The following is a 14,965-nucleotide window of genomic DNA, read 5'->3' as shown; positions in this document are numbered from 1 at the left end:
ATTCTTTATTTTACATTTAAAATAAAATCGAAAATTTATTATTATTTAACAGTCTGTGCTATAGGTGTTTTACTGTTTTTTGCCATTAATGGTTAGCATAATAAGTGCAAGGATAAAGCCTATAATGCTCGACCATATTATATTTTCAATACCATAATGGGCAATCCAGCTCCCTCCAAGCAGAGTTCCGGCTGTAACGGCAAAGTTTCCACAGGAAGTAAAAATACTGTTGATGAACTCTGAAGAATCGGAAACAGATGAGGTCACATTCACATTACTGATTAGAAATCCTCCGGAATGAACTAATCCCCAGCATCCTATTATCCAGATCATGGGTTTAAAATAACTTCCATAATATCCAATCAGGAGATGAATGCCTGATAATAAGATTAAAAACACCAGAGTCGTTTGAAACGGAAATTGGCTCATATATCGTCCCGCAATTTTATTTCCTGCAATTCCTACTGTTCCAAACAGGAGGAGCATGATGCTGATTTGTAGGCCGTTCATTCGGGTAACACTCCTTAAAAATTCGGCCATATAACCATAAGTTGAATACATGGCTGTAATGATAAAAAATGCAAGGAAAATTCCGATCCACAAATGTTTATTCCGAAATATTTCCATGGAGAATTTATTTGATGATATTCCTGTATTTTGAATCGATGGTAAATAGATCCATACAGCTAACAGAGCGACTCCGTTAATAAAAGCGGTAAGTAAAAAAGAGGATTGCCAGGAAAGCAGGTCAGACATAAAAGTTGCCAACGGAACTCCTAAAACAGTTGCCAATGTAAGCCCTGAAAAAATAATGCTCACAGCCTTTGACTTTTCTTTAGGATCTGAGGTTTGACCGGCAACAGATAAGGCAATAGACCAGTATACCGGATGGAAAAACGCAGGAAGCATTCTGATAATAAGAAGCAAATGGAAATTTGAGATATAGGCTGACAGAATATTCGTGGCAACAAAAATAAGCAAGGAAAATACCAATAGATTTTTTCTTTTGAATGAAGATAATAAGAGAAGCATGAAAGGGCCAAAGACAGCCACAATCATTGCAAATATACTGAGTAACCATCCTGCTTTTTCAATGGAGATCCGGAATGTAGAAGCAATTTCCGGCAATACGCCAATCACTCCGAATTCTGTGGTTGTAATTCCGAAAACACCTAGTGCCAGTACATAAAGATTTCTGTTCATATTCATTTTTTTTTTGCAAATTTGCAGAATAGACTATCAGAAAACTATATACTTACCTTTTAGTTCTATACTTACCTTTTTGAAAGTACTAATCTAAAAAACGTTGTTATGCCTGAATTTTTCCATGATAAAAGACTGTATTATACTCCTATTGAATTTGCGTTAAGTCATATTGGAGGAACCTGGAAAATGCCTATTTTGTGGAGGTTACAGGAGAAACCTCTTCGCTTTAGTGAGCTTAAAAAGGATATTCCTCATATTACAGATAAGATGTTGACGAGCCAGTTGCGTGAACTGGAAGCCAAAGAGATGATTCACAGAGAAGTTTTCCCTGTAGTTCCACCGAAAGTGGAGTATAGTCTTACAGAAAAAGGAAAGAAATCGATCCCGGTTATTGAAATCATTATGACATTGGGCTATGACTTCATGAAAGGTGAAGGAATTGTTTTCCCTCCCAAAGAATAATAAGGTTATATTTCCCATTACATAACGCTTTTTTCATACCTTCACCATAAAATTGATTCTATAGCATGAAGCTGAAATTAGGGATATTAGATCAGTCACCCGCCACCATGGGCGGCAGTGCGGCATCTGCATTGAAAAACAGTCTTAATCTTGCTGTAATGGCTGAAGAAACAGGGTATCACAGTATCATGTATTCCGAACATCATGGTGTAGAAGCGTATGCCAGTTCCAGCCCTGAACTTTTAGCTGCTATTGTTCTCAGTAAAACAAACCGGATCAAAATAGGAACTGCCGGAATCATGATGAGAAACTATTCTGCCTATAAGATTGCAGAATGGACCAAAATGTTGTCAACCTTATATCCTGAGCGTTTTATTCTCGGTCTGGGAAAAGCTCCCGGAGGATTAAAAGATGCTGTCATGGCACTGAACAATCATAAACCAGTTATTTTATCCAATATGGAAACCAAACTGGAAGAGATTATTCAATTCATAAAAGATAAAGAAGGGATATATGATGGACTTATAGCACAGCCGACTCATGTACAGCATATTCCGGAAATTATGTGGCTGGGCTCAGGAATGACTTCTGCCAGAGAAGCAGCCAGACACGGAGTCGGATATTCGTTCGCCGCTTTTATGAATAGTGAAAATGGAAAGGAAAATACAGATACTTACCTCAAAGAATTTGATAGCACACAATATTTTCCCCGGCCTTCATTACAGGTTGCTGTGGCAGTATCAGTAGCGGACAAAATTGAAGATGCCAGACGCAATGCTTATGGAATGGCCTATCAGTTTTTGCAATCCAGACAATTGGCAAGTCCCAATGCGGTTTTTTCTCCGGAAGCAGTAGAACAGAAAATTTTGGGAACAAAGGAGGAAGAAGAATTCTTTACTACATTAAACAGAATTATTATAGAAACCCCGCAATCTGTAGATCAGAGATTAGATGAGATTTCCCAAAAGTACCATACAGATGATCTTCTGATCCTGTGTAATATGTACCGGGAAGAAGATCGTATAAACACTTATAAAAGTATCATTAAAAATAATAGATAAACTCCACAGTATCAAATTTCTGTTGTGCTATGGAGCTTTATTTATATTATAATTCAAATCCATGAAACAGAATATATCAACATTATATATCATTACAGGAGGCCCGGGAGCAGGAAAAACAACGTTGCTGGATGAATTAAGCCGCCATGAACTGATAACTGTACCTGAAGAAGGAAGAAGAATCATTAAAGAACAGATGGATTCCGGTGGTGAAGGGCTTCCATGGCTTAACAAAGAACTTTTTGCAGAGATGATGTTCGAAGAATCTGTAAAAACCTACCTGAGAATAAGTCAGACAACTTCTGCAGAACCTGTTTTCTTTGACCGTGGAATACTGGATACACTTGGTTATATGAAACTTGAAAATATTCCTGTTCCGGAATCTATGGAGGTTAAAACAAGAGAAATGATTTATCATAACAATGTTTTCATTCTGCCGCCATGGAAAGATATTTACGAAAATGACCCTGAAAGAAAACAAACCTTCGAGAAATCTATGCTTACCTTTGGATGTATGAACGAAATTTATCAGGAATATGGTTACAATATTATAGAAGTCCCGAAAATTTCAGTAAAAAACAGAGCCCGTTTTATCCTTGACAGGCTCATATAAAGAATTTTATCATTTATCAATTATCACTCATCAATTATCAATTATGAACCATCTTCCTTTTGAAAAAGAACTGATCGAAATGGCTGACCAGGATCTGTCCGTCAGAGAAAAACTATTGCTGGCTGGAGAATTATCCGGAGGTTATCATCCTGAAATGGAAAATATTCATAGAGCCAATGCCAAACGGCTGCGGGAAATTATAGCAGAAATAGGTTATCCCACTATCTCAAAAGTCGGCGGGAAAGCTAATGATGCAAGCTGGCTGATTATCCAGCATGCCATCGGGGAACCTGAATTTATGAAAACATGTTATGCTATGATGGAAGAACATTCCAATGATATTAACCCTTTGCATAAAGCCTATTTATACGACCGGATTCAGGTTTTTCAGAGTAAACCTCAAAAGTATGGGACACAGTTGACCCCTGAAGGAGTAATTTATCCCGTAGAAAATAAAGAAAACCTAAATACAGAACGCGAAAAGGTAAATCTGCGGGCTCTTTCCGAATCAGATATCAATAAAATTCCGGATGCTGAAGACATTCCGGAAATTGATAGCAAAGACGCTGAATATACCATCTGGAGGAAAAAAGCAGGATGGATTTAAGACTCTTTTAATAAAGGTCTCGGATCAAACAGAACCTTTAAAGTACGGATCTTTCCATCCTTTATGTGATACCATCCCGAAGATTCTATTGTTTTTTCTCCCATATCAATATTGTACCAGAAACAAACATCTTCACCGGAAGTAAAAGTCTTAAGAATTTCATACTTAAACTTCATCTGCTTCATATCCTTGATGTACACAGATGCGCCTTCTCTCTTTCCCATTACCCCTATAAATTTAAAATCAGGATCGAGACAGCTTTCCGCCTTGTCAAAATTTTCTTCATTTAAATAGTGGATAAACTGTTCTGCAACGTTTTGAATGGTATTACTCATAAAGATTGTTTTTATTGGTGAATACAAAATTAAAGGTTCACTGACCATTCCCTTGTGACTATAATCACAAAATGCTTTTATCTCTTTTTGAACTTATTTTAAAACAGGAATTCTTCCTTTTGCATAAGCAATCTGTTCTTTTTCTTTGTTCTGATCAGGATTGTTTTTAAGATACAGCTGATAGTAGGTTACTGCATTCTTAGGCTGCTTCAGATTGAGATCATAAAGAAGTCCCAAACGGTAATAAATAATATTGCTGGTCCCAAAAGTCAATCCTCTTTTGTAAGCGGTCACCGCCTCGTTATACTGATTTTGAGCTTCATAAATGCCTGCCAGTGCAGCATAATAAAGGTTGGTGTGGTCTGAAATAGCTTCATCAATAGTCTTTTGAGCATAGAGGGCAGCATTGTTATAATCTTTCAGTTCACGATAGCTCAGTGCCATAAAATATAATGTGCCTTCATTTTGTACTCCCATGTCTTCCAGCATTTTGTAAAGCATAATGCATTTTTGATAATCCTTTACATAAAAATAAGCCTGCCCCACATCGTTCATTACATTGACATCAGCATGGTTTTTCAGAAGTTTTTCACCAGTTTCAATCACTTCCGGATATTTGGTGAGCTGATTGGCAACCGGCAATAGAGCTTGTTGTAAAGTAAAGTTTTCAGTATCAGCCGCGATCGCTGTTTTCAATACATCATAAGCGGGTTGATATTGTTTGAGACCGTTATAAGTTATCGAAAGATCATAAGCCACATCAGGATCGGTAGCATTCAGTGTATTGGCTTTTTTAAGATAATTAAGTCTGGATTCCGGTGTTTCTGCATAAGCAGCAAGTTGTTTATAAGCACTGAAATTAAGACTGTCAAGCTGAATGATCTGTTGAAGAAAGGTTTTGGCATTAGAAACATTTCCACGTCTGGAGTTAATACTTGCTAAACTGAATAGAGTAGGCAGGTTGTTGGGTTGAATAGTGTTGATTTTCAGATAACTTTTCTCTGCATCAGGCAGTTTTCCAGCCATCATATTACAGTAAGCAATTTGTGAAAGGGCTTTTATATCCTGTGTATCTCCGGGATATATGCTCTGAAGATAAGTAGCTGCATCAGCATAACGTTGTGTTTCATAATACTCAAGAAGTTTTTCAGTATCAATTTTTGCAGACTGGGCAGTAAGATTTTTAAAGCTTAATAGAATAATACACAGGCAAATTCCTCTTTTCATCATGGTTATTTTTTAACTAAAATATTGGTTATTTATTGAGCTTCCAAATTTTGGACTCACTTATTGGGGATTTTTTTAATCTTATGAATGATTTAAACAAAACCTTAACCTCAATATCATTAGATTTCTTATATTCACTGTACGGAAAAAGCAAAAGATATGGAAATAAAAACTGTGCAGTCATTCCTTGAGTATTACAGGAAAATAAGAGAAAGAACAAACCGTATTATTGAAGTTGTTCCTCCTGAGCATATTGATTTTTCCTACAAACCAGGGAAATTTACTATTGGTGATCAGATAAGGCACATTGCTGCCATTGAACGGTATATGTATGGAGAGACCATTGCAGGAAGGAGAAGTGCTTATCCTGGATGTGGTAAAGACCTTGCTGACGGCCATGAAAATACAGTTCAGTTTTTCAATGAAATGCACAGGCAGACTCTTGAAATCATTGAAGGATTATCAGACGAAGATCTTACCAGGAAATGTCTTACTCCTGCCAATAGTGAAATTTCCGTATGGAAATGGCTTCGCGCCATGATAGAACATGAAATCCACCACAGGGCAGAACTATACATCTACCTGAACCTTCTGGATGTAAAAACACCTCAAATTTATGGGCTTTCTGCAGAGGAAGTGCAGGAGATCAGTGTGAAATTATAAGGGATCGTCACACTATTAACAACAAAAACCAGCTGCCAATGTACCGCTGGTTTTTTTGTTAAAAGATCTTATATTTTGATTTATTTCTATCTTAAGTGAAAAATTGTTTGTTTTCGTTTATTAAAAATTGTTAAATATTTATTTGATATATAGGTGTTTATTCCTTTTTTTTAATCATTTACTTTAGAATTATTTATAAAAAGTCGTAGAACTACGACAAAATTTCAGATTACATGATGAAAATTTTCTGAATAGCGATTACCGTTTTATCTTTGTAATACCACCAATCCAATTACAAAAAAATTAATAATGATTAAAACCCACATATTATAAGAATAACATCAAGAGAAATCTTGAAATTCAACAGGGTTATAAAGCAAACTTACACTTATAATTTTCCTTTTTAAGACCCTGTTCTGATCTCAATATCTGGATTTCACCATTACCATGGAGTACGGATAACGAAAAATGTATCTGAACTTTGTTGTTCAGATCAATTTCAGGCTTAAAAAAACTGACACCCAATCAATCAAAATATTACAATTATGTTTCAGGACGATCATTCACCCAAAATGCCTGTTTCCAAAGATAAAATTTCAGCTGTAAAGAATATTAAAGAGACATTGACAGATCAGGCAGTCAACAAAGCTGCTCAGGAAATACAGGAAAAATCGAGCGGAACTATTAAGAAAGCTACAGAAAAAATGGCTCAGGTTCAGGCGTATACAGGTGTGGTTCAAAACGGTTCTCAAATGTTTATGAATCAGGTTAAACAACCGAACCCTCCCACACTGATAGAAGATAAAGTATGGGCTAAACAGCCTACTTCAGGGATTTATAATGCCAGTACAATACCCAGAAATCAAGTTGCTGGGATCAATCGTGTAGTAAAACTTGAAATTGTAATTGACGGAAAAGTGATAAAACATTTCAAGCATTTTCAGTTAAAACAAAGTGCTGTAAAACATCATGAATTCGATCTGATGCTGGCCCACGATACGTTAGGGAGTTTAGAAAACCACAATCTTGAAGAAGCTCAAAACTTTCTTGGAAAAAGAATTACCGTAATTTTCAGATATAAAGATGTTGAAGACGGCCCCGAAAGAAACTTTGTAGGAGTGATCACAGAAGTAGGTTTCAGCCAGGAAAAAGGAAGCCTGGGAAATATTGTTCTTACAGGATCAAGCCCTACGGTTCTTTTGGATGCAGCTCCTCATATTCAAAGTTTTGGCGGAGCACAGGAAATTAGTCTGAACAGTATTGCAGATCAGGTAATCAAAGAAGGGCTCGGGCAAAGCAGTTTTGATTTCAGGGTGGATGCTGCCCATGGAAATGTTTCTTATAGCTCACAATATGAGGAGACCCATTATAACTATCTGGCCAGAATTGCAGAAGCCTACGGTGAACAGTTCTATTACGATGGTGAAGTATTGCATTTCGGAAAACTTCCGCCTCAGGAAAAACCTGTGAAGCTTACGTATGGAAGCAGTGTGAGTGATATCAAGATAAAAATGAAAGCTCAGCATGTGAATCCTTCATTTTATGGCTATAACAGTAGTAAAAATGAAAAATTAACAGCAGGAAGTTCAAAAATTAATCATACTTCAGATATTGCCAAAAGAGCGTATGAAATTTCAGAAAAAACTTTTACGACTCCTTCATTAAGAGTGGCTCCCATAAAAGCGGTGTCTTTCATGGATGTGGAAACTTCCCAGAAAGGGACTGCTGGTAGTAAGGCTGTTGAAGTCTTTGTTATTTCAGGAATTACCACAGTGCCATTTCTTTATCCCGGCTGTATCGCGGATATAGAAATGAGAAAAGCTGAAAGCAGTGAAACGACCTATTTTACCAAACTGATGATTACTGATATGTACCATGAGGTAGATGCCAGAGGATATTATACCGGAACTTTTGAAGCAATAGCTTCTGATACGGGATTTATTCCACGTCCGGAGTTTCATACCCCAAAAGCAGATGCACAATTTGCCAAAGTAATTTCCAATGTAGATCCTTTGAATCAGGGTAGAGTTAAAGTACAGTTCGACTGGCAAAATGGTTCTACCACAACAGAATATATCAGGGTAATGACTCCAGATGGTGGAGGAAGCGAAAAAGTGAGTAAAAATCGTGGTTTCATGGCGATTCCGGAAGAAGGTGACCAGGTAGTGGTTAATTTCGCGCACCAGCATCCTGACCGTCCGTTCGTGATGGGAGGAATGTTCCATGGAGGCGTTGGCGGCGGCGGTGGTGCCGGAAATAATATTAAAAGCTTAAGCAGTAAAAGCGGGCATACAATGAGCCTGGATGATGCTGGTGGGATTACCGTAAAAGATAAAGATCAAAATTCTGTTTTTCTGGACGGAGCAGGAAATATAAGCATAGACAGCAAAATTTCCATTACGCTGAATTGCGGAAGCAGCTCAATCTATATGGATAAAGATGGCAATATTCAGATTAAAGGAAAAGAAATATTTGTACAGGGAGTCAATATTGGAGTTGGTGGAACAACGAGTATCGGAGTTGGTGTAGGACCTGAAAATGGTGAACCTACTTCCGGTGTTGGAATCAAATCTGATACCCTTGATATCGGAACTAATACGCTTTCCATGAGAGGTGATACTGAAGCCAATCTTAGCAGTGGAGGAAAAATTAATGTTGGCGGCGGAAGTGAAACAAATATTGTAAGTGGAACTGTAAAACTGAATTAATGAATCCTGTAGATTTGGAGTTGGTGAAGTTAAAAAGACAATGGCAGAAAGTTGTTTCAAAAAACGAAGAAAAACCTATGCTGATCTGTATAGGCGAAAAACATGAAACGGATCTTTTTGACGGATTTATCAAATCGAAACTTTCTGAAGATGAAGAAAGTGATGATGTTTTTTTACTCCATTATCAGGAATTTAACGGAATGAACTCTTTCGGGCAAACCTTATTGGATGAATGGACTGAGTTCTATGAGATGTTGAAAAAAAGCGAAGAGAATATTCCTCAATGGGATTTGAAAAACCCGGAAGAAAACTTTAAAACAGATGCATATAAGGCATTTTATCCTTTGATGGAATTAAAGAAGAACTTCCCTAATATTCAGGATTCTAAAATTTACATCTACATTGCTCCACTCAGGATCAGTGATACCGGGGAACTTTCTTTATGGGTGAAAGAGTGGTGCAGGATCTGTGAAATGTCAGAGAATAAAGATATTAAACTGGTATGGGCAGAACATCATACCTACAGAACTTTGCCCAATATCTCTTCTGCGCATAGCTTCAGAGTGGAAGTAGACATTCATCAGTTAATGCAGAATACTGCGGCTCACACTAACCGCAAGAAGAACAGTCCGGATACGGATTTTCAACAACAGATTCTTATCGCAAGCAATCACTTAAGCAAAGAAAGATTCAAAGAAGCAGAGCAAGCATTGAAAACAGCTGTGAAACTTGCCAAAGAACAAAAGAATAAACAGGGAGAGATTTCTGCTTATTTTATGCTTACCCAGGCTTATACTGCAGACAGGAAGAAAGAAAAGGCAGAAGATACCTACCGCACAATATTAGAAGAAGTAGAACCGGATAGCCCTTTAGCAGTTCAGATGTATATGAATTATGGTAGTTTTCTGCTGGGAAACTCTAAAAAATCCAAAGCAGAAATAATATTTGAAAAAGCTGCAGAAACTGCTCAGAAAATAGGAGAATATGCAATGGCGATTGAGTGTTACAGAATCATCGCTACATTGAATGATACGGTTCTGACAAAAGATAAAATGATCAGATATTTTGAAAAATGTCTGGATATAGCAAAATTGATGGATTCTTCAGCCAGAGAACAGAGCAGTCTTAGGTTTGTAGCCTCAATGCTTATTCTCAAATATGAAGGTGATACCGATAAAAAAACAATACTGAACAATGAAATGAAGACTTATTTTGGTGATGACTGGAAGGTGAGTGTAGAAAAACCAAAAGCAGGGTAATCTCAAATTAAAAGAAATCATGGCAGATCTGAATAAAAAAACAGTAAAACCCATCAAGGTAGCAAAGCCGGATATGAACCCGGACCGCTCCTGGAAGGTCAAAGCAGACGTTACTTCGGTAAGTTGGGATAAAACCACACAGGGCTGGAAAAACGGAATGAAAAATAATTTTGATTCCCTGAATCCTGTTTCTATGGCTAAATCCATATTGGGAGGAGATGCCGGCCAGCCGGAGAAAAGCAGTGGAGGCGGAGGTGGCGACAGTGCTGTGACAACAGAAAGAGCAGCACCGGAAAGCAAAGTGAAACTGATTAAGGTCAATAATCCTGTAATGCCTTCCACAGCTATTCAGCATACAAGTAAGCATTTTGATATAGTACTGGCCATTGATATTCACTGGACGCTCATTCCGCCGCCACCTTCATTTATGTTTATTCCTTTGCCATTGCCTCATCCGTTTATCGGGATTGTTTTTGATATTATGGATTATATTACCATCAAGATTCCGGTTCCGCAATTTGCAAGAAATCTGATGCCTTCTCTTCCGGAAAGTATTCCGATGGGAGGCTCAATATATGTTCACGGAAGGCATAAAGCTACCACTACAACCAGTGTGATGGGAGTGGTGATTCCATTCAGACATGTTACATCGCTTATTCCGGTGTATCTCATTCCTTTTCCTCAGGAAGCTCCCCATGAAGGAGAAGTGTATTACGGCTCACAGACCGTTCTGGCACAGGGAAGTAAAATGAGCGGAAATCAGCCTCAACAGGTATTAACGTGTATGGGATTTCCTTTCGGAATGACCATGCTGCCTGCAATGCCGGATAAACCCAAGAAAAATCCATTGGCTTATTTTGCTTTCTACAATAACTTTTCAAGCATGTATATCCAGATCAATACGGGAGGCCCTGTATTGGTGGGAGGAGCCTTTGTTCCTCATACTTATACACCCGGAGAAATGCTGATGCGTCTTGCCGGGATGTTCTTAATGAGAAGTTTAACAAAGAAAATAGGAAAACTGGGAGCAAATGGTTTAAAAAAGCTTAATAACAGTGTTCTTAAAAAAGCTCCTTTCAATAAGTTTAAATTTTCAAATGCTCTTTCTAAGAAATTATGTCATTGGGGGCTGGAACCTGTTAATTTTGCAACGGGTGCTATGTTTTTTGAATGGGAGGATTTCGAAATTCTAGGGAATACTCCTTTAACCTGGAAAAATAAATGGCACAGCGATAGACCTTATGATTTTGGGCCTTTAGGAAATGGCGTTTTTAATAATCACGATCTGTTTATCCTTCCTGAAGAGAATAACAAATTTGCCGGATGGATGCATCCTGAAGAAAATATAGCCATGCTTGTTCCCGTACCTGAAATTGGAAAAGAAATGACCTATTTCAGAGATCAGAAAATCTGGCAATACAGACCAAATAACAGTATTTGGGTTGTTCGCAAAGGTACAGACATCTACACTTATACCCGCTTTCATCATGTTACAGAAGGAGTGATATATAAAATTGCAAGGATCGAATATGGTGACGGAACTGTTCGTGAATATGAGTATGAAGGCCGCAATATTGTTCTAAAAAGGATAAAAGATGTTAATACAGAAACAAGTATAGAAACCACTATTCACCCTGAATATAAAAAGATAACAGAAGTCTGTTATTGCTATAAAAACCAAAAAGATCTGTTGGTCCGTTATAGTTATGATGAGCGTGGAAATCTTACCCATGTCTGGGATATTCACAAAAAAGCGATCGTCTTTGAATATGATGGGAAAAATCAAATTGTAAGAAGAGTCAACCGAAATGGGATGAGCTATATCTGGAAATATGATAAAAAAGGTAGGGTAGTATATACTAAAGGTTTGGATGGATATATGGAAGGAAGTTTTCATTATGATGAAGAAGAAGGCTTCACAGAAGTAATATACCCTAAACAAGATAATAAAACAGAACGTTATTATTATGATGATCATTTTCTTGTATATAAAAAAGTAGATGGAGAAGGTGGGGAAACCTGGTATGACTTTACAGCATACAATGAACTGAAAATGATAGGAAGCCCGGAAGGACGTGTTCAGGGGTATACGTATGATGAAATGGGAAATATCAAGACTTTTCACAGTCCTGATGGAGAAGAATATCATTATCAGTATAATGAGTTTGGACAGGTTATTGCCCGTTTTTCACCTTCGGGAGCTTCTGAAACATGGAATTATGATGAGCATGGAAGATTAATCAGTCATACAGATGCGGCAGAAGAAAATGTTTATTATGAATATGCTGATGGAAAAAGGCTTCCGGAAAGATGCATAAGAGAAAAAGTTACGGCATCTTACGAATATAATGAGAGAGGGCAGCTTATTCAGCTTACCAATACTATCGGAACTGAGCAATTTTGGAAATTTGATGACTATGGAAGGCTGTTGATTTTTAGTCCGAAACCTTTAAGCAGAACTGTTTGGAACAGAGATAAAATGGGAAGGGTGGTTGAAGTGAATGAACAGGGGCAATTACCATTGAAACTTCGCTACGATGCGTATGATCTTCCGGTGTATGCTACAGATGGCCGTGCAGAATGGTTGATGAGTTATACTCCAATGGGAAGCTTAAAGCGGCAGGTTCGAAGGAATGCACTCACCAGTAAGAAAGAAGAAACACTAGCCTTTGGCTATGATGCTTACGAAAATTTAGTAAGTATGACCAATGAAAAAGGAGAGGTCTATATTTTTGAAAGAGATAATAATAACAAAATTATTGGTGAAACCGGCTTTGAGGGACGCAAAACAATCTTTATCCGTGATAAGGATGGCTTGATAACCCAAAGAAGAAACCCTCATGGAAATACAATCTTTTATGAATATGATCTGGCAGGAAGAATAACGCAGGTGGATTATCCGGACGGAACCTGGGAGGCATATCAATATGATACTTCAGGTTTGCTTATCAAAGCAGATAACGAAGATAGCAGTGTTAGCTTTCAGAGAAACCAGTTGGGGCAGATTATCAATGAAAAACAAGGGGAACATTTAGTTCAATATAAATATGATCAGCAAGCTAATCTTATCGGTCTGGAAAGCAGCTTAGGAGCGAAAATTGATTATTCCTATACTGATCTGGGACAGCTTAGAAACATTTCCGCCAACACTACAGAGGTAATTTTACCCTGGCAGATGAATGTTGAAACCCGTAGAAATGAGCAAATCCTTTCCCGTGAAATGACCGGGAATGTGGAAAGTACTTTTGAATTCGATCATACCGGAATGCCTATAAGCCAGAAAGTAATTACTCATAAAGCAAATACTACTTTTCATAAAGACTATATATGGGGAGAAGGAAGCCGGTTGTTGACTATACTTGACAAAGTAAAAGGTGGTAGAACAAGATTTGATTATGATGCATTTGGAAGTCTTGCTGCTGCAGAATATTCCAACGGAAAAGTTCAGCATAAAAACCCTGATGAAACGGGCTGCTTATATGAAAGTATAAAACGTACCGATCGTATTTATGATAAAGGTGGAAAGCTGATGCGCGACAAAAACTGGTTTTATCATTATGATGAAGAAGGAAATTTGTTATTAAAGAGTAAAAGGGTGATCAATAATGCGAGGCCAGAACATCAGGAAAAATCAAACAGCGCTCATCCTTATTACAAAGCCATTGCCTCGGATTGGCTTAGCCGCCCGAAAATGCCGGAAGGTGTTATTTTACCTGATGTGAACGATAATTTCTCAGCAGAAATTCAAAAAACTGAATGGGAATCCGGTGACTGGGCTTATTCCTGGAGGGCTAATGGAATGCTGGCTAAAGTAAAGCGTCCTGATGGTAAAGAAGTGAGTTTTGAGTATGATGCACTGGGAAGAAGAATTTCTAAAATTGGCTGGCAGAAAATAACTCGTTATATTTGGGATGGTAATGTTCTTTTACATGAATGGAATTATAATATTGAGGCAAGACCTGCCAATGAAATTGATGATGAAGGAAATATTATAAATAAGCAAGAGCCTGTAGAGAATTTAATAACATGGGTTTATGAAACAGGGAGCCATGTGCCGTCTGCAAAGATTGAAGGAAACAGAAAGACTTCAATTATTTCAGATTATATAGGGAGACCTGCGCAGGCTTATAATGAGGATGGAAATCTGGTCTGGAGTGCCGACTATGATATTTTCGGAAGAATTGAAAATGTAAATGGTGATGAATCATTTATTCCTTTCCGACAGCAAGGGCAGTATGAAGATGAGGAGACGGGACTTTGTTATAATAGATTCCGTTATTATGATGGGAAAAGCGGGACTTATCTTTCTCAGGATCCAATGGGTCCGCTTGGAGATAATCCCAATCTGTATGCATATACCCATGATAGTAATTCGGAAATTGATCCGCTGGGATTAATAGAGGTTGACGGGGGATGGTCACGAAGAAAAGCAGAACGAGGTTCAATTATAAAAGCAAAAAGACCTACACCTCCTTCTATACATGCTACCAAACATATTCAGGCCACTTCGATGGAAGATGCTAAAGCCAGAAGTATTAAAGGAGTAGGCGGTAAACCAGAAGGATCATATTTCCCGGATGTAGTAAAAGATAATTTCAAAAATTTTGAGAAAAAAGCCGCATTTGATGCCATGAGAAAGGGTAATGTAGTACCTAATGGTGGAGTTACTTACTATATTTATGAACATCCTACCGATATTGGATATAATATGGGAGAAAAAACAAGATTTATGAGAGTGGAAGTGGCTTCCGGTACCATACACAGTCATCCGATATCAGAGGCAGATGCCAATAATTATATAAAAAAAGCAAATTATCCATAACG

11 protein-coding genes are annotated in these 14,965 nt (G+C 37.7%); 8 read left to right on the top strand and 3 right to left on the bottom strand.

Going from position 1 to position 14,965, the window contains the following annotated elements; genetic code table 11:
- Positions 1-69 precede the first annotated feature (69 nt).
- On the bottom strand, positions 70-1,203 hold the full coding sequence (locus A1704_RS03310) for an MFS transporter (protein ID WP_238590568.1): 1,134 nt from the start codon (positions 1,201-1,203) through the stop codon (positions 70-72).
- A 108-nt stretch (positions 1,204-1,311) separates the two neighbouring features.
- Between A1704_RS03310 and A1704_RS03305 the strand changes: the two genes are divergently transcribed.
- The 4 genes from A1704_RS03305 to A1704_RS03290 all read left to right on the top strand — a co-directional run bounded on the left by A1704_RS03305 (position 1,312) and on the right by A1704_RS03290 (position 3,949).
- The gene (locus A1704_RS03305; protein ID WP_062670417.1) at positions 1,312-1,668 is read left to right on the top strand and encodes a winged helix-turn-helix transcriptional regulator; all 357 of its coding nucleotides are present in this window, start codon (positions 1,312-1,314) and stop codon (positions 1,666-1,668) included.
- A 65-nt stretch (positions 1,669-1,733) separates the two neighbouring features.
- Positions 1,734-2,729, top strand: coding sequence for an MsnO8 family LLM class oxidoreductase (locus tag A1704_RS03300; RefSeq protein ID WP_062670415.1), 996 nt, complete (start codon positions 1,734-1,736; stop codon positions 2,727-2,729).
- 61 nt (positions 2,730-2,790) lie between these two features.
- The gene (locus A1704_RS03295) at positions 2,791-3,342 is read left to right on the top strand and encodes an AAA family ATPase (protein ID WP_082798690.1); all 552 of its coding nucleotides are present in this window, start codon (positions 2,791-2,793) and stop codon (positions 3,340-3,342) included.
- Positions 3,343-3,385: 43 nt separating this feature from the next.
- The gene (locus tag A1704_RS03290; protein ID WP_062670413.1) at positions 3,386-3,949 is read left to right on the top strand and encodes a DUF6624 domain-containing protein; all 564 of its coding nucleotides are present in this window, start codon (positions 3,386-3,388) and stop codon (positions 3,947-3,949) included.
- Here the strand turns inward: A1704_RS03290 and A1704_RS03285 are convergent.
- Both A1704_RS03285 and A1704_RS03280 read right to left on the bottom strand, forming a co-directional pair.
- On the bottom strand, positions 3,946-4,284 hold the full coding sequence (locus tag A1704_RS03285) for a nuclear transport factor 2 family protein (protein WP_062670411.1): 339 nt from the start codon (positions 4,282-4,284) through the stop codon (positions 3,946-3,948). The two genes, A1704_RS03290 and A1704_RS03285, sit on opposite strands and share 4 nt — an antisense overlap.
- A gap of 93 nt (positions 4,285-4,377) precedes the next feature.
- Positions 4,378-5,514, bottom strand: coding sequence for a tetratricopeptide repeat protein (locus tag A1704_RS03280; protein ID WP_082798689.1), 1,137 nt, complete (start codon positions 5,512-5,514; stop codon positions 4,378-4,380).
- A 156-nt stretch (positions 5,515-5,670) separates the two neighbouring features.
- Between A1704_RS03280 and A1704_RS03275 the strand changes: the two genes are divergently transcribed.
- The 4 genes from A1704_RS03275 to A1704_RS03260 all read left to right on the top strand — a co-directional run bounded on the left by A1704_RS03275 (position 5,671) and on the right by A1704_RS03260 (position 14,963).
- Positions 5,671-6,174, top strand: coding sequence for a DinB family protein (locus tag A1704_RS03275; RefSeq protein ID WP_062670408.1), 504 nt, complete (start codon positions 5,671-5,673; stop codon positions 6,172-6,174).
- Between the two features lie 545 nt (positions 6,175-6,719).
- The gene (locus A1704_RS03270) at positions 6,720-8,882 is read left to right on the top strand and encodes a type VI secretion system Vgr family protein (protein ID WP_062670407.1); all 2,163 of its coding nucleotides are present in this window, start codon (positions 6,720-6,722) and stop codon (positions 8,880-8,882) included.
- Positions 8,882-10,141, top strand: coding sequence for a tetratricopeptide repeat protein (locus A1704_RS03265; RefSeq protein WP_062670406.1), 1,260 nt, complete (start codon positions 8,882-8,884; stop codon positions 10,139-10,141). The genes A1704_RS03270 and A1704_RS03265 overlap by 1 nt, the downstream gene beginning before the upstream one ends.
- Positions 10,142-10,160: 19 nt before the next feature.
- Positions 10,161-14,963 carry an RHS repeat-associated core domain-containing protein gene (locus A1704_RS03260; RefSeq protein WP_082798688.1) on the top strand — a complete coding sequence of 1,601 codons (4,803 nt, stop codon included), beginning with the start codon at positions 10,161-10,163 and terminating at the stop codon, positions 14,961-14,963.
- Positions 14,964-14,965 lie beyond the last annotated feature (2 nt).

This window comes from Chryseobacterium cucumeris (genome assembly GCF_001593385.1).
GTDB lineage: Bacteria > Bacteroidota > Bacteroidia > Flavobacteriales > Weeksellaceae > Chryseobacterium > Chryseobacterium cucumeris.
This window is presented reverse-complemented; position numbering and strand designations above follow the sequence as displayed.